This is a genomic window from Rhizobium mesosinicum (assembly GCF_019511345.1).
Classification (GTDB): domain Bacteria; phylum Pseudomonadota; class Alphaproteobacteria; order Rhizobiales; family Rhizobiaceae; genus Rhizobium; species Rhizobium mesosinicum.
Genome location: NZ_JAEUAK010000007.1, coordinates 92,108 through 107,605, shown reverse-complemented (window position 1 = coordinate 107,605; position 15,498 = coordinate 92,108). Strand labels below are relative to the sequence as shown.

The following is a 15,498-nucleotide window of genomic DNA, read 5'->3' as shown; positions in this document are numbered from 1 at the left end:
CGCAAATTTCCGGTTGATGCACTGATGTTTTAGTGTACTAATAGCAACCGCCGCGCAGGGAGGTGCGCACAAAGAAAACTCATTTTTGGGAGGCGAGGAATGTTCAATTTCGTTAGCGGTCTTGCCGCAATTGCCGCCGTCGTAGGCATCGCGCTTCCTGCAGTCGCGCAGGAAAAAACGTCGATCTCAATCACCAGGCAACCGGGCATCCTCTATCTCGCCAGCCACGTGATGGAGACGCAGAAGCTAATCGAGAAGGAAGCGGAAGCCCTTGGCGTAAAGGGCGTGACGGTCGAGTGGCGGACGTTCAGCGGCGGCGGCGCCCAAACCGACGCGCTGCTTGCAGGCAACGTCGACGTGGTCAACACCGGCACCGGAAACCTGCTTCTCTTGTGGGACCGCACGAAAGGAAAGGTGAAGGGCATCGTCACGAGTTCCGCCCAGCCCGTCATCATGGTTTCCAACGACCCGCGCATCAAGTCGCTGGACGACATCACGCCCAAGGACAAGATCGCCGTCCCGACGGTTGGCGTCTCCACCCAGGCCATCCTGCTCCAAATCGCGGCCGCGAAAAAGTACGGCGACGACCAGGTAAAGAAGTTTGACCCGAACACAGTCCAGCTCGGTCATCCCGACGCTGTCGCGGCGATCGCCAATCCGAACCACGAAGTAAAGAGCCACTTCTCCGCACCGCCCTTCCAGTATATCGAATTAAAGCAGACGGGAGTTCACCGTGTGACGGATTCTCGCGAGATTCTGGGCAGCGGACTTACTCAGGCCACTTTCTTCACGACCACCAAGTTCGCCGAAGCTAACCCCGTCCTTATCAAGGCTATTCGCGAAGCGACCAAGAAGGCCATAGATTCGATCAAGACGGATCCAAACGCGGCGTTGGAAGCCTATAAGGCAGTTTCAGGCGACAAGACGCCAATCGAGGATTTGATGTCAATTCTCAACGAGCCGGGCTTCATCGAAGACTACCGGATGGATCCACGAGGCACAATGAAGTTCGCGACGCATCTGCACAAGATCGGTACGCTCAAGGCGATGCCCGGTGCCTGGACGGATTACTTCCTACCGGAATCGGCTGACCTGAACGGCAACTGACGCGCCAAGACACCGGCGCGAGCCTTGCGCCGGTGTCAGGCGCACTCACACAAGGAATTCTCCAATGCTACACGCGACCGTCAGGGCTGGGCAAAGTCCAGTCGAAACAGCAGCGCTGCAGCCGCTTCTCAGCGTCGATAAAGTCACCTTGAGATATAAGACGCCGAGCCTGCTGGTCACAGCAACCGAGAGCGTCAGTTTCGACGTCCGTCAATCCGACCGTTTCGTCCTCCTCGGACCTTCGGGGTGCGGAAAGTCCACACTCCTGAAAGCCGTGGGCGGCTATATGAAGCCGGTGGCGGGAACGATCTCCATCAATGGTCGGCAAGTGACGAAGCCGGGACCGGATCGGATGATGGTCTTCCAGGAATTCGACCAGCTGATGCCGTGGAAGACGGTTCTACAGAACGTGATGTTCCCGCTCCTCGTGGCGCGAAAGCTTCCCGAGAAAATAGCGGAAGAGATCGCCCGGTCCTACATCGAGAAGGTCAAGCTCACCCGCGCGGTGGACAGCTTCCCACACACCCTGTCTGGCGGCATGAAGCAACGTGTCGCGATCGCTCGTGGCATGGCGATGCAGCCGGACATCCTGCTGATGGACGAACCTTTCGCGGCTCTGGACGCTCTCACCCGTCGCCAGATGCAGGACGAACTGCTCCAGCTTTGGGACGACACCAAGTTTACGGTGATCTTCGTAACGCATTCGATTGCCGAAGCGATCAAGATTTCGAATCGAATCCTTCTTCTCTCGCCGCATCCCGGCCGGGTGAAGGCTGAAGTCGTCAATGCCGACGCCGCATCTACAGAAGATGGCAGTGCCACAGCACTGGAAAAAGATATCCACGATTTGCTCTTTTCGGAGCCGGGACACCGGGAGTAAAACATGACCAAGCCACAGATCTTTCTCGTTGAAGGCAATACAGGCGCCGGGGCTCTGCACGGGAACCTCGCGGCAGTCGAACAGAAGCTTTCGCCCTTCGAACTGGTCTGGGGCATCGGCGCATTTCGCAAGACCCTGATCATCGTCGTCCTGGCTGTGCTCTGGCAAGTCTATGCGGTGCACCTGGACAACCCGCTTCTTTTCCCGACACTGACGGACACGCTGCAAACTTTGGTCGACCGGTTGGCAGACGGTACGCTTCCGTCCCGTATCGCGACGACTTTGAAGATCCTACTCATGGGATACGCCGCAGGCACGGTGCTCGCTGCCATCCTGACAGTCCTTGCCATCAACACCCGGATCGGCACCGATTTTCTCGAGACGATGACGGCCATGTTCAATCCGCTTCCGGCGATATCGCTATTGCCACTGGCTTTGATCTGGTTCGGCCTTGGCGCCTCAAGCCTGGTGTTCGTCCTCATCCATTCTGTTCTCTGGGCAGTTGCGCTGAACACGCACTCGGGCTTCCTCGGGGTGTCGCGCACTCTGCGAATGGTCGGAGCGAACTACGGTCTCACCGGCTTCTCCTACGTCACCAGAATCCTGATTCCGGCTGCATTCCCGTCGATTTTGACCGGACTGAAGATCGGCTGGGCATTTGCCTGGCGAACCCTGATCGCTGCCGAACTGGTATTTGGTGTCTCCTCCGGTCAGGGCGGCCTCGGCTGGTTCATCTTCGAGAATCGCAACTTGCTCGACATCCCAGCAGTGTTCGCTGGCCTGCTGACGGTTATCGTGATCGGCCTCGTCGTCGAGAACCTCGTCTTCCGGACGCTCGAGCGGCACACGATCCAGAAATGGGGAATGAAGGAATAGTCTGACGGACCGTCGATGGTCGGGCCAAGGCTCCAAAAGGCATGCCAACCTTGGACGTCGGATGCATCAAAACGCAAGACGTGTGGAATGAACCATGACGAAGAAGACACCTGAAACGCTGCGGTCTGCGCGCTGGTTCTCCCCGGACGACCTCCGCAGCTTTGGCCACCGGTCCCGGTTGATGCAGCTTGGCTATGCGGAAGAAGACTTCCGCGACAAGCCGATCGTCGGGATCATGAACACGTGGTCGGAACTGAACTCCTGTCACTCGCACTTCAAGGAACGAGTGCAGGATGTAAAGCGGGGCGTGGCGCAGGCTGGGGGCTTTGCCGTCGAAATGCCGTCGCTGTCCGTTGACGAAAGCTTCACCAAACCGACTTCGATGCTCTATCGCAACATGCTGGCGATGGAGGCTGAGGAGATGATCCGCTCGCATCCACTCGACGGGGTGGTTCTGATGGGAGGTTGTGACAAGACCACTCCGGGCCTTGTCATGGGCGCGCTGTCAGCGGGCGTTCCGATGATCTACCTTCCCGCTGGCCCGATGCTTCGTGGCAACTATGCAGGTAAGGTCCTCGGATCCGGGTCGGATGCCTGGAAGTATTGGGACGAGCGTCGCGCCGGTAACATCTCCGACGAAGAGTGGCTCGGCATCCAGGGCGGTATCGCCCGCTCCGCCGGTACATGCATGACGATGGGAACGGCGAGCACGATGACGGCGATCGCCGACGCAATGGGCCTGACCCTTCCGGGCGCCTCTTCTATTCCTGCTGTCGATGCAAACCACCAGCGCATGTCCGCCTCGTGCGGCCGACGCATCGTCGAGATGGTCTGGGAAGACCTCACACCGGATAAGATCGTCACCGACGCCTCGTGTCGGAACGCCGCAATTGTAGCAATGGCGACCGGATGCTCCACCAACGCCGTCGTGCATCTTATCGCGATGGCGAGACGTGCTGGCGTCGAGCTGACACTTGATCACCTCGACGAGCTTGGCCGGGTCACGCCGCTGATTGCCAACGTCCGTCCGTCCGGCAAGGACTACCTGATGGAGGACTTCTTTTATGCAGGAGGTCTTCGTGCCCTGATGAAGCAATTGGACGATCGCCTGGACCTCTCCGCGCTGACTGTGACGGGCAGGACGATGGGTGAAAACCTGGAAGGCGCGCAGGTCTTCAATGACGATGTCATCCGACCATTGAGCAATCCCGTCTACCACGAAGGATCGCTTGCTGTTCTTCGCGGAAACCTGTGCCCTGACGGCGCGGTCATCAAGCCTGCGGCCTGCGATCCCAAATATCACGTCCATGAGGGTCCGGCGCTGGTGTTCGACAGCTATCCGGAAATGAAGAAGGCCATCGACGACGAAAATCTCCATGTCACGCCTGACCACGTGCTTGTTCTTCGTAACGCCGGCCCTCAGGGTGGCCCCGGCTTTCCTGAATGGGGAATGCTCCCGATTCCGAAAGCTCTGATCAAGAGGGGCCATCGAGACATGCTCCGGATTTCGGACGCCCGGATGTCGGGTACGTCCTACGGTGCGTGTGTCCTGCACGTCTCGCCGGAGAGCTTCGTGGGCGGCCCTCTTGCGCTGTTGAAAACAGGAGACATCGTTCGTCTCGATCTCCCGAACCGCACTCTCGACATGCTCGTCGATGAACCGGAACTGGCGCGGCGCAGGGCAGCTTGGCAGGCGCCCGAGCCGCGGTTCCAGCGGGGCTGGGGCTGGATGTTCTCTCAGCACGTCACTCAGGCCGACAAGGGTTGCGATTTCGACTTCCTTCAAACCGACTTCGGCCGTGCAGCGGGCGAACCAGATATCTTTTGAGGTGACTATGACCGACTATGTGCTTTCCGACGCAACGCGCGCGAAGTTCAAGAAGATCTCGACTGCGTCGATCGCCACTGCGCTCTACAAGCGCGGCCTTCGCAACCAGTTCATCCAAGGCGTCGTACCTGTTTCGCCGAAGCCCGAAACAATGGTAGGCCAAGCGTTCACGCTCCGGTACATCCCTGCCCGCGAAGACCGCAACCCGATCACGGTATTTCGCAACGCAGATCATCCGCAGCGTGTCGCAGTTGAGACCTGCCCTGCCGGACAAGTCCTCGTCATGGACGCGCGCAAGGATGCGCGGGCGGCGACAGCTGGCTCCATTCTCATCACCCGTCTCGCTCTCCGGGGTGCCGCGGGCGTCGTGTCTGACGGCGGCTTCCGCGACGCGGAAGGGATCGCCTCGTTGGACATGCCCGCCTATTACTCCAAGCCGTCGGCCCCGACCAACCTCACTCTGCACGAGGCGCTGGATATCAACGTTCCGATCTCCTGCGGTGACGTTGCGGTGTTTCCTGGAGATGTGCTGGTCGGTGACCGGGACGGCGTCATGGTCATCCCAGCTCATCTCGCCGAGGAGCTTGCCGACGAGTGCACCGAAATGGAAAGCTATGAGGACTTCGTCCTGGAGCAGGTAAAGAGCGGCGAACAGATCATTGGTCTCTATCCGAAAACTAAAGAAGAATACGAACAGCGCTATGCAGATTGGCGCGTTCGGCACAATCGATAGCAAAACTAAGCCGGGGAATGTCTGCTCTAGGCGATGTCCGATGACCCCTTCGTTCGCGCCAGCCCGCTGCTCCCGCTCCTTAAGCGAAAGTTGGACGCCGCGATCTTGGTGTTTAGGAAGGATCTGCCAGAAGATGCTGGAAGCCTGAACAGTCGAGTGACCTTCAGTGTCGACGGGAGGCGGGACACGCGGGTCCTCACCACTGGCCGTATGACGACGCCGATCGGCAGGCTGCTCCCCGTGGATACGCTTCGCGGTCTTGCTCTTCTTAGCCTGCGGGAAGGGTAGAAGATTATTATCGAAAATGCAGAGGGAGTGGAGGAGCCGATCCGACTCGAAAAGGTAAACTACCAACCGGAACGAGCGATGAGAAGACAAGAAGGTCTGAAAAGCGACGGCCGTTGGGTGTCGAACGGCGATACGTCGGCGCTTTAAATGCCTCACAAAGCTAGATCTTGCGAACGGAATTCGTGGCCGGGCGTGACGACAATCCTGCACCAATTGGTAGACCATTTCCTCGAGATGCCGCCCCACAAGACCACGCGCCTGAGCAATTGGTGAGTGCAGCGACCCATCTCCCGCGTCCGGGCCGGCTCTTACTCTTACTCTAAGCCTTTGTGTTTTTTGGCAGCTGCAAGAATGGTCGTCCCAATATCAGCAAAGCCGAGGCCGGCAGGCCGGCTCGAAATCCATCGAGGGGCATGCGGCAACTGCGGCAATATCGACAGGATATTGTTAACGCCGAAGGAATTGGCGATATAGCCGAACATTGGCGCATCGTTGCGGGAATCACCGACAAAGGCTGCTAGCTGCGGCACGGCTTCCACGCCGATGCCAAATTCCTGTATTAAGAGACGCTCACTCATAGCGCGCTTGTCGTAATTACCGATCCAGGTGTTAATATGGATCGAGCTGATTGCGACGGTTGCCCCAAGGGCCCGCAGACACGCTGCTAAGCGGTCAACCTCTGCCGGTGGACGGCCAACGATATCGATGGCGACGTCTGCCAGCCGAAAGATTTGGTCGTGTGCAATTTGAAAGGGCAAGCCCTCGCGTGCGATAATATTGGCGACCGTTTTGAGATGCCGCCGTTGCCGCTCGCTCTGAACGGCCTCTCCCTCCCAATAATCAAAAATCACATTGCGCCCCCGCTGAAAGACGGCATAGGCGCCGCTTTCGCCGATGACTGCCTTAACGGGCCAGGCGCGGACAATATGCTCGCACCAGCCCGCAGAACCTCCAGTGACCGGAATGACGGCAATGCCGGCATCGTTGAGATCCCAAAGCACCTGATAGGTCTCGGGCAGCAGCCGGCCTTCGGTCGTCAGCGTGTCGTCAATGTCGGTGAAGAGATAGCGCACGCCTCGAAGCTCCTCTGGAGAGGGAGCTCGATCAACAAAAGTCATCGATTTTCCTCGCCGCTTGTGACGATTTCCACGCCGCTCGCGGCAAGTGCTTGCCTGCTTTCAGCATCGCCTGGCAGGCGGTCCGTGTACAAGCGGTTGAGCTGCTTGAACGGAGCGACGCGAACAGCCGCGATTCGCTCCCACTTGCTGACGTCGGCGACGAGAAAGCGTATCTGCGAATTCTCGATTAAAGCATTGGTGATTTGCGCCTCACCATAGCTGAAGTCCATAATCCCGTTCGTCGCGCTCAGCGCACCGGCACCAAAAACCGCATAGTCGGCATAGAACTTCTCGATGAACTTGATGACGTCGGCGCCAACGACATCGCGGTCGTCATGGCGCAGCAATCCTCCCGTCAGATGCACTTCCACAGCTGGAGCATCACAAAGCGTCAGCGCCACATGAATATTATTGGTTATCACAGTCAGTCCCTTGTGGTCGCGCAGCGCCTCGGCCACGAATTGAACTGTGCTCCCGATCCCGAGAAAAACGGTGGAGTCGTGACCGATATCGCTGGCCAGGCGCCTGGCGATTGACCGCTTAGCGCGCTTGTTCAACTGCGCGCGCGCATTGAGAGATATATTGCTGCCTTCGACCGGGAGGTCTACTCCGCCGTGAAATCGACGGGCAAAGCCTAGATCGCAGAGCGTGTTGATGTCGCGGCGTATGGTTTGCGTCGTCAGATCGTAACGACGGGCAAGCTCCTCGATGAACTGGGTTCCGTCGTTTTCGATCAATGCCAGGATTTCACGCTGTCGCGCTGAGATCATGCGCTGCGCCATCGGTTGTCCCTACTTTAGAAAAAGGCTCGGATCGTCGGTTATCACACCAGTCAGACCGGCCGGCCAGAAAGACGTCAGCAAACAAGGATCATTGCAAGTCCATGCGCGTACCTTGATCCCGCAGCTTGCCGCCTCTTCTAGGAAGCCGATGCTCAGCGACTTATAGAGGAGATGAATTGTTCGTGCCGGTACGGCCGCAAGCTGGTCGGCCCAGTCTTCGGGCAGCTTGCTCCAAAGCATAGCGAGATCATAGTTCGCATCCAGCCTATTCATTGCCCGCAATGCATGCGGGTCAAAGCTGGAGATCATCACCTGCGTGTGCGCCGCACGATTTTGCAGATGCTCGTGTACCGTTGATGCCAATTGCTCGAGCGATGTCTGATGGGGATGCTGCTTGATCTCTACATTGACGTTGAGGCCGAGGCGACCCAGCTCCGGGACGACATCGGCAAGCAGCGGGATCCTTTCGCCCTTGAATCTCGCGCCAAACCAAGAGCCTGCATCAATTTCCGAGAGATCGGCGGCTGTCATGTCCTTGAGGTGTCCCTCCGAAGCCGAACAACGATCGACGGTCACGTCGTGAATGACAACGGCCGTCCCGTCGCCGAGAAGCGCCACGTCCAGTTCGACCCATTGCGCGCCCTGTTCCGCTGCCGCCTTGAACGCCGCAATCGTGTTTTCGGGGGCGACGGCAGACGCGCCTCGATGGGCCTGGATCTCGTTTTTTGCAGGGCCCGAAGCCTTCAGGTGCTTGGTCATCATGTTCACTTTTCAAAGCAAAAATCGGTATCGTTGGGGTCGCTGCGCCATATCAGCGATGGTCTGTCCGCTTGCCTGTCTGACGCTCGAAAGGATGAAGAGCTGAAATGCAAATATAGACCGGGGTCCTGCTGGCTTCGCTGAAGTCGGGTCGTCCAGGCACCGTTAGAATGGCCGTCTGATTACTCTCGCCCAGGCGGATGTGCAAATGGCTTTCGCCACCGATCGGCTCCAACAGCTCCACCGTCGCATCGAGGCGGATTGCAGGTTCGCCCGGCTTCTCCGTCAAAATACCGTCGGGCCGGATGCCGATCGTATCCGTGCCGGCAGGCAGCGTGAGCAATCCACTACCGTCCCCTTGCCTGAGGAGGTCGAGTGGCAGGATATTCATCGGCGGCGAGCCGATGAAGCTCGCGACGAAGAGGCTGGCAGGGCGATCGTAAACATCCACAGGTGTTCCGATCTGCTCGATAAGACCGCCGTTCATCACCACGAGACGATCTGCCAATGTCATCGCCTCGAGCTGGTCGTGGGTGACATAGATGCTGGTGGTCTTCAGTCGACGCTGCAATCTGCGGATTTCCACCCGCATCTGCACCCTTAGTTTGGCATCGAGATTGGACAGGGGTTCGTCGAAGAGGAAGGCGGCCGGTTCGCGCACGATGGCCCGTCCCATGGCGACACGCTGGCGCTGGCCGCCGGACAGTTGCCGCGGCTTGCGCTCGAGCATCGGCCCGATCTCCAGGATATCTGCGACTTCAGCGATCCGGCGATCGATTTCTGCTCGCGGCGTGCCACGGTTCTTCAGACCATACTCGAGATTCTTGCGCACGCTCATATGCGGATAAAGCGCATAGTTCTGAAACACCATGGCAATGTCCCGTTCGGCCGGCTCTGCCTTGTTGACATTGCGCCCCCCGATCTGGATCTCGCCGTCGCTGACTGTTTCCAGGCCTGCGATCATTCGCAACAGGGTCGATTTTCCGCAGCCCGAGGGACCGACCAAGACAATAAACTCGCCGTCTTCGACCGAAAGGTCGATGCCTTTGACCGCGGGGACTGAACCGTAGTTCTTCTTGATGTCGATTATATTGATCGTTGCCATTCTTATTTCTCCGTTTCCACCAAGCCTTTAACGAAAAGGCGTTGCATGGCGACGATGACGAGGACAGGGGGTAGAGCCGCAAGGATGACGGCCGACATGACGACGTTCCAGCGCGGTTCTGCATCGGCGACGGCCGCCATGCGCTGAATACCCATCACCACCGTGTAGAAGCTCTGATCGGTCGTGATGATCAAGGGCCACAGATATTGGTTCCAGCCGAGAACAAAGAGGATGATGAAGAGTGCGGCGATGTTGGTGACCGACAGGGGCAGGAGGATGTCCCAGAAGAATTTCATCGGTCCCGCGCCGTCGACGCGTGCCGCCTCCATCAGTTCGTCAGGTATGGTAAGGAAGAACTGACGGAACAGAAATGTTGCCGTAGCCGAAGCGATCAACGGAACGATGAGGCCGCCGTAATTGTTGAGCATGCCGAGATCGGCGACCACCTTGTAGGTCGGCACGATACGCACCTCGACCGGCAGCATCAGGGTAATAAAGATCATCCAGAAAGCCAGGTTCCTGAACGGGAATCTGAAATAGACGATTGCGAAGGCCGACAGGATCGAGATTGCGATCTTGCCGACTGCGACACCGATTGCCATGACCAACGAATTCAGCATCATCGGCCCGATGGGCGGCGCGCCGGCATTTGTCATGCCGGCTGTAAGCATCGTGGAATAATTTTCGATCAGGTGCGTGCTCGGCGTAAGCGGCACGACGCCAGAAAGAAAGTCGTTAGGCCCGTGGGTCGATGCGACGAAGGCGACATAGACCGGAAAGACCACGACGACGACACCGAGGATCAAAACCAGGTGGGCGAGGAAAGTTAGAAAGGGGCGATTTTCGACCATCGTCGTGATCCTCAATACTGGACGCGTCGCTCGATGAAGCGGAACTGGATAGCCGTCAGCGCGACGACGATCACCATGAGAATGACCGATTGGGCAGCCGAAGAGCCGAGATTGAGCCCGATGAAGCCGTCAAAATAAACCTTATAGACAAGAATCTCTGTGGCCCGTGCGGGACCTCCTTGCGTGGTCGCATGGACGATGCCGAACGTGTCGAACATCGCGTAGACGATGTTGATGACCACGAGATAGAAGGTCGTCGGTGAGATGAGCGGAAAGACGATCGTCCAGAAGCGCTTGACGGGACCCGCTCCGTCGATGGCTCCGGCCTCCTGCAGGGACTGCGGCACGGACTGCAGTGCCGCGAGGAAAAACAGGAAATTGTAGGAAATCTGCTTCCAAGTAGCGGCGACGATGATGAGTGCCATCGCATCGTTAGGATTGATCAGATGGTTCCAATTCACCCCCATCCAGCGCAGGAGATAGGCGATGATCCCGATCGACGGGTTGAACATGAACCACCACAGAATACCCGCGATTGCGGGTGCGACGGCGTAAGGCCAGATCAGCAGGGTCGAATAGAGCCGTGAGGTGCGCAATACGCGCGTTGCGGCTGCGGCCAGTACCAAAGCGATCGACGTTGACAACGCTGTCACCAGAAAAGCGAATATCAGGGTGTGGCCAAAGGCATCGAGATAGAGCTGATCGGCAAACAGGCGGCGGTAGTTGTCGAACCACACGAAGTTCGTTTTGAAGCCGAAGGCATCCTGACGCAGAAACGATTGCCAGAACGCGGTTGCAGCCGGCCAGAGAAAAAAGACGACGGTTACCAAGATCTGCGGGGCAATCAGCAGATAAGGCAAAACCTTGCCCGGAAAGACGGTTCGTTTGCTTTGCATAAGTCCTCACGTCCCAATAGTTTCTGGACCAAGGGCCGGCGCAAAAGCCGGCCCTTCGGTGCGACTATTGATTGGAGGCTTCGAAGTCTCGGAGCTGTTCGTTTCCGCGTGAAACGACAGAATCGAGCGCCTCTTTGGCGGTTTTCTTGCCCGACAATAGGGCGGAAAATTCATCGTCTATGATGCCGCGAACTTGAATGTAGTTTCCGAAGCGGATGCCCTTAGAATTTTCGGTAGGAGTGACGCGCGTGAGCTGCTTGATTCCGATGTCAGATCCGGGGTTCTTGTCGTAATAGCCTTGATCCTGTCCGAGCTTGTATGCCGCTTCGGTGATTGGCAGGTAGCCGGAAAACTGATGCCAGTCGGCCTGGACCTCGGGCTTTTGCAGATAGGTATAGAACTTCGCGACACCCTTGTATTCTTCCTCGGGCCGCCCCTTGAGCGTCCAAAGGGTGGCACCGCCAATGATTGAATTCAGAGGCTGCTGGATGATATCGTCATAATATGGGACAGGCGCAAACCCGACCTCGAAGCCCTTGGCGTTGTTGACGACACCTGCCCGGGCTGCGGACGAATTCATATACATGGCGCATTCCTGCGAATAGAACATCGGCGGAGCGTTATCGCCGCCTCCAGGGCCGCCGAACTTGAACAGGCCTTCATCCTGCCACTTCTTCAAATTGGCCCAGTGGCGGACGGTCAGGTCGTTGTTGAAAGTAAATTCCGCATCGAGACCGCCAAAGCCGTTTGCTTTGGTCGAATAAGGCTTGTCATGCAACGCATTGAGGTTTTCGGTCTGGATCCAGGAAATCCAGGCGCTGGTAAATCCGCATTTGGCGGCGCCAGATTGCATGATCTTGCGCGAAAACGCCTCGACGTCGGTCCAGGTTTTAGGGGGTGTTTGCGGATCAAGTCCGGCCTTTTTGAAAATATCCTTGTTGTAGTACAGGATCGGAGTAGAGGAATTGAACGGTAACGACAGGACGTTGCCGTTCGTATCGGAATAATATCCGACCACCGGAGCAATGAACTTGCTCTGGTCCCAGGCCTCTCCTTCGTCCTTCATAAGTTGATAGACCGGATAAACTGCGCCTTGGGCGGCCATCATCGTACCTGTTCCGACCTCGTAGACCTGGACGATTGCCGGCTGCTGGTTGGCGCGGAACGCAGCAATGGCACCGGTCAGAGTTTCGTCATATGTCCCCTTGAAAACCGGCACGATTTCGTAATCGGTCTGCGACGCGTTGAAATTCTTAGCGATCTGCTCCAGCTTCGCACCGTTCTCGCCGCCCATTGCGTGCCACCATTGAATCTTGGTCGCCGCCATGGCCGGAGCGGTTAAGGACAGGCTCAGCAGGCCCGCAGACAGATAATAAGCAGCCTTAATCATCTCTCACTCCCAATTGATGTTTGGAGCCTCCCGCTCCGAACGCAACCCTAGCAGCCGATATTCATATTGCAATGAAGAATGTTCATTTGAACATTCCTTGAAAATGCCAAGCGCCGCAAATATTCGACTAGCGATGATCTTTTCGGCTTTGGACGATGACCTGATCGAAATCTGCCGTTCGAGATCTAGAGCGCTGCTGGAACGTGCCCTCCCAAGCCTTCATCAAATGTTCGAATGAAAATCGGCTACCGTGATGCTGAGGGCGCAAACCATATGGAGTTTTGGCAGGAATGCCGGTCGTGGCGAGGTCGACGATGAAGAGCGTGCCGACCTCGGCTTCTGCTTGAAATATGGGATGCCTGCCGAATAGACCGTCGCAAGTCTAGTGGCACATTGCGCAGGTTTTCGAAGTCCTGCGTCGGGTGGACTAGGCCATGCAACCAGTATGGATTGCCATAGATCCGTATAGACTGTCTGATTGCTCGCCAGCACCGGATGGCCCTGCAACAAGCCCTCTCCCTCAGCCGGGAACGGTAGATGGGTTCCACCTGCCTCCTTGACGAGGCAGTAGCCGGCCATACAGTCTGAAGCACGCATATAGGGCTCGTAGTAGCCAACAAGCCTGCCTGCGGCCACATAGGCGAGCATCAGAGCGCCGGATCCGTTGCGGATGAAATTCCCCCCTTCACCAAGCACGGCAGAGACAATCGAGCCCATCCGTTCCGGGGCGACATAGCTGTTGCAGCCGATGCCGGTCATTGAATTCTGCAAATTGCGCGACGGATCGAGGCTGAGCTTCTTGCCATTCAGGTTCGCACCCATGCCCGCTGCCGCTGCGTAAAGCTCATCGTAGCATGGAACATGGATGACGGCGATCACCGGGACGCCGCAGTGCAGAACGGTGATCGATACACACCATGTCGGCATCCCATTGACGAAGGGCGCCGTTCCATCGATCGGATCGACCACCCATGTCAATACCGACTGGCCTTCCTGATAACCGCATTCCTCGCCGAGAAACCCGTCTGCAGCAAAAGCTTCCGCTACGCGCTGCCTGATCAACGTTTCGACGTTGCGGTCTGCAATGGACACGACATCCTGCAAGTCCCGCTTCGTTTCGATCACAAGCGTTTCGCGCCTGAATTAGCGACTTCTTCGCTAAGCCGCGATTGTTGGATCGATCCGCTAGCGCGACCGCGTGACTTCCAAGTCACCACTCATCGCTACCTGCGCTACTCTCGAGCGACTGCGTAAAACGCGCATGGTTGCTAGGTTGCCGGGACCGTGATCGGTGACAAGGCCACGGGATAGACATCCCTCCGGTAGCTCTGGTTTCATTCGACCTTGGTGTTCTCGATGCTGAGGCCCGACTGGAATGTCAGGAAGCCAGGCATGTTCGTAAAGCCGGTCACGCCTTTCTTGACCGCATAATTCTGTTCACGCCACATGAAGTAAACAAGCGGTGATAGCTCGAGGGCTCTGTCGACGAATGCGTCGTAGATTTTCGCTCGTTGCGCCTTGTCGACAGTGCTCCTTCCCTTATCGAGCAGTTCGTTTATCTGCGGATCATTGAAGTACGGAGAGTTGTTTGTGCGGACGAGCTTGGCACCGCCGTAGTAGTAGTTGCTCAGCCAGTCGGCGTCGGTGATCTCACCGAGACTGCCAAGCACGGTGAAATCGTAGTCTGCAGCGGTTGCCTTGGCCATGCGGCTTGCCCAATCCGGCAGGTCGAGTTTCACCTTAATACCGATTTTCGCAAGCTCCGACTGAATGGCGATCGCCGTATTCTGGTGGAAACTATACTGCGACGATGCGAGCAATCGCGCCTCGAAGCCATTCGGATATCCGGCCTTGGCGAGAAGTGCCTTGGCCTTCTCAGTATCATGCGAGAAATAGTTCGCCTTGGTTTCGGAATAGCCCATGTAACCTTTCGGAATGGCGATGCCGTAGATCGGGCTGCCCAGTCCGTTGAAGGCTGTATTGATGATGACGCTGCGATCGACGGCGTAGGCGATTGCCTGGCGAACCTCCGGTTTCGAAAATGGCTCGAATTTTGTATTGAACTGCAGTCCCATGAACGGGCCGGTGTTCCGTAAAAGCTCGGTATCGGGTCCCTTTTCAAGATCGGCAGCATCCTTGGCCGGAACGTAGTCGATAATGTCGACATCGCCCGATTTCAGCGCGTTCACGCGCGTATTCTCATCGCTGTAAAAGACGTAATGGACCTCATCTAGATCCGGCTTGCCTGGTTTGTAATAACCGTCATATTTCTTGACGACGATCTCTCTCCCGCGCGTCCAGCCGGCGAATTTGAACGGCCCTGCACCAATCGGCGAAGCAGTCGGATTGTCGGCGTTCTTTGCGAGCCAGTCTGCCGGAACGATGACGGATTCCGGCAGCGCCAAATAATCAACGAGGGCGACCGATGGGCTCGAAAGGGTCAGTTTTACGGTCTTTTCGTCCGGGGTCTCGATCTTCGATATGATTGAGAGCTCATTACGGAAGGCTGCTTTGCCGTTGGGGTCGAGAATTCTCTCCAAGGAGGCTTTCACATCTGCGGCCGTTACCGGAGAGCCGTCGTGGAACGTAGCCTGCCGCAGATGGAAGGTGAACTCCTTGGCATCGGGGCTGACGTCGTAGCTTTCGGCCAGTTCCGGTGTGATCTTTCCATCGATACCGTAATTTACAAGCCCGCGATGGATCGCCAGCTTGACGGTGCGACCGGAGGTGCCGGGCTGGATGATCGTGTCAAGGGTCGACGGCTCTCCCGAAAGGCCGAAGTAGAGGGTACCACCGGCGAGCGCACTCGTTGCCGTCAGCCCCAGAAGGCTCGCAGCGAGAGCCATTTTGAGAATTCTCTTCATGATGTTCCCTTTCCTTGTTGA

General features: G+C 57.3%; 13 protein-coding genes and 1 pseudogene. 5 read left to right on the top strand and 9 right to left on the bottom strand.

Annotated features, from left to right (window positions below; genetic code table 11):
* Positions 1–99 precede the first annotated feature (99 nt).
* The 5 genes from JNB85_RS19055 (at position 100) to JNB85_RS19035 (ending at position 5,424) form a co-directional block, all read left to right on the top strand.
* Entirely contained in the window at positions 100–1,107 is a 1,008-nt protein-coding gene (locus tag JNB85_RS19055) for an ABC transporter substrate-binding protein (RefSeq protein WP_220335870.1), read from the top strand.
* Positions 1,108–1,171: 64 nt separating this feature from the next.
* On the top strand, positions 1,172–1,987 hold the full coding sequence (locus JNB85_RS19050; RefSeq protein WP_220335869.1) for an ABC transporter ATP-binding protein: 816 nt from the start codon (positions 1,172–1,174) through the stop codon (positions 1,985–1,987).
* 3 nt (positions 1,988–1,990) lie between these two features.
* Positions 1,991–2,863 carry an ABC transporter permease gene (locus JNB85_RS19045; protein ID WP_220335868.1) on the top strand — a complete coding sequence of 291 codons (873 nt, stop codon included), beginning with the start codon at positions 1,991–1,993 and terminating at the stop codon, positions 2,861–2,863.
* A 94-nt stretch (positions 2,864–2,957) separates the two neighbouring features.
* Positions 2,958–4,691: an L-arabinonate dehydratase gene (araD, locus tag JNB85_RS19040; protein WP_220335867.1), complete on the top strand. Its 1,734-nt coding sequence runs from the start codon at positions 2,958–2,960 to the stop codon at positions 4,689–4,691.
* A gap of 7 nt (positions 4,692–4,698) precedes the next feature.
* Entirely contained in the window at positions 4,699–5,424 is a 726-nt protein-coding gene (locus JNB85_RS19035; RefSeq protein ID WP_220335866.1) for a ribonuclease activity regulator RraA, read from the top strand.
* A gap of 602 nt (positions 5,425–6,026) precedes the next feature.
* On the opposite strand, the gene JNB85_RS19030 is transcribed toward JNB85_RS19035, so the two are convergent.
* From JNB85_RS19030 to JNB85_RS18990, 9 genes and pseudogenes are all read right to left on the bottom strand, one after another.
* Positions 6,027–6,830 carry an HAD family hydrolase gene (locus tag JNB85_RS19030; protein ID WP_220335865.1) on the bottom strand — a complete coding sequence of 268 codons (804 nt, stop codon included), beginning with the start codon at positions 6,828–6,830 and terminating at the stop codon, positions 6,027–6,029.
* Complete coding sequence (locus JNB85_RS19025) at positions 6,827–7,612, bottom strand: DeoR/GlpR family DNA-binding transcription regulator (RefSeq protein WP_220335864.1); 786 nt, start codon at positions 7,610–7,612, stop codon at positions 6,827–6,829. The genes JNB85_RS19030 and JNB85_RS19025 overlap by 4 nt, the downstream gene beginning before the upstream one ends.
* Positions 7,613–7,621: 9 nt before the next feature.
* A complete protein-coding gene (locus JNB85_RS19020) occupies positions 7,622–8,371 on the bottom strand; it encodes a glycerophosphodiester phosphodiesterase family protein (protein WP_220335863.1) in 750 nt (249 codons plus the stop codon).
* Between the two features lie 52 nt (positions 8,372–8,423).
* Complete coding sequence (locus JNB85_RS19015) at positions 8,424–9,476, bottom strand: sn-glycerol-3-phosphate import ATP-binding protein UgpC (RefSeq protein WP_220335862.1); 1,053 nt, start codon at positions 9,474–9,476, stop codon at positions 8,424–8,426.
* A gap of 2 nt (positions 9,477–9,478) precedes the next feature.
* Positions 9,479–10,327 (bottom strand): sn-glycerol-3-phosphate ABC transporter permease UgpE, encoded by an 849-nt coding sequence (ugpE, locus tag JNB85_RS19010; protein ID WP_220335861.1) that lies wholly within the window; start codon positions 10,325–10,327, stop codon positions 9,479–9,481.
* Between the two features lie 11 nt (positions 10,328–10,338).
* Positions 10,339–11,223, bottom strand: a complete 885-nt coding sequence (ugpA, locus tag JNB85_RS19005) for a sn-glycerol-3-phosphate ABC transporter permease UgpA (protein WP_220335860.1) — start codon at positions 11,221–11,223, stop codon at positions 10,339–10,341.
* Positions 11,224–11,287: 64 nt separating this feature from the next.
* A complete protein-coding gene (ugpB, locus tag JNB85_RS19000) occupies positions 11,288–12,613 on the bottom strand; it encodes a sn-glycerol-3-phosphate ABC transporter substrate-binding protein UgpB (protein WP_220335859.1) in 1,326 nt (441 codons plus the stop codon).
* A 456-nt stretch (positions 12,614–13,069) separates the two neighbouring features.
* Positions 13,070–13,753 (bottom strand): annotated as a pseudogene (locus JNB85_RS18995) (inositol monophosphatase family protein); the annotation flags it as partial.
* 194 nt (positions 13,754–13,947) lie between these two features.
* The gene (locus tag JNB85_RS18990) at positions 13,948–15,477 is read right to left on the bottom strand and encodes an ABC transporter substrate-binding protein (protein WP_220335857.1); all 1,530 of its coding nucleotides are present in this window, start codon (positions 15,475–15,477) and stop codon (positions 13,948–13,950) included.
* Positions 15,478–15,498 lie beyond the last annotated feature (21 nt).

Excerpts from the sequence above, each read along its gene's own strand:
- JNB85_RS19055 (WP_220335870.1), top strand. The coding sequence starts at position 100 with ATGTTCAATTTCGTTAGCGGTCTTGCCGCAATTGCCGCCGTCGTAGGC.
- JNB85_RS19050 (WP_220335869.1), top strand. The coding sequence starts at position 1,172 with ATGCTACACGCGACCGTCAGGGCTGGGCAAAGTCCAGTCGAAACAGCA.
- JNB85_RS19045 (WP_220335868.1), top strand. The coding sequence starts at position 1,991 with ATGACCAAGCCACAGATCTTTCTCGTTGAAGGCAATACAGGCGCCGGG.
- araD (WP_220335867.1), top strand. The coding sequence starts at position 2,958 with ATGACGAAGAAGACACCTGAAACGCTGCGGTCTGCGCGCTGGTTCTCC.
- JNB85_RS19035 (WP_220335866.1), top strand. The coding sequence starts at position 4,699 with ATGACCGACTATGTGCTTTCCGACGCAACGCGCGCGAAGTTCAAGAAG.
- JNB85_RS19030 (WP_220335865.1), bottom strand. The coding sequence starts at position 6,830 with ATGACTTTTGTTGATCGAGCTCCCTCTCCAGAGGAGCTTCGAGGCGTG.
- JNB85_RS19025 (WP_220335864.1), bottom strand. The coding sequence starts at position 7,612 with ATGGCGCAGCGCATGATCTCAGCGCGACAGCGTGAAATCCTGGCATTG.
- JNB85_RS19020 (WP_220335863.1), bottom strand. The coding sequence starts at position 8,371 with ATGACCAAGCACCTGAAGGCTTCGGGCCCTGCAAAAAACGAGATCCAG.
- JNB85_RS19015 (WP_220335862.1), bottom strand. The coding sequence starts at position 9,476 with ATGGCAACGATCAATATAATCGACATCAAGAAGAACTACGGTTCAGTC.
- ugpE (WP_220335861.1), bottom strand. The coding sequence starts at position 10,327 with ATGGTCGAAAATCGCCCCTTTCTAACTTTCCTCGCCCACCTGGTTTTG.
- ugpA (WP_220335860.1), bottom strand. The coding sequence starts at position 11,223 with ATGCAAAGCAAACGAACCGTCTTTCCGGGCAAGGTTTTGCCTTATCTG.
- ugpB (WP_220335859.1), bottom strand. The coding sequence starts at position 12,613 with ATGATTAAGGCTGCTTATTATCTGTCTGCGGGCCTGCTGAGCCTGTCC.
- JNB85_RS18990 (WP_220335857.1), bottom strand. The coding sequence starts at position 15,477 with ATGAAGAGAATTCTCAAAATGGCTCTCGCTGCGAGCCTTCTGGGGCTG.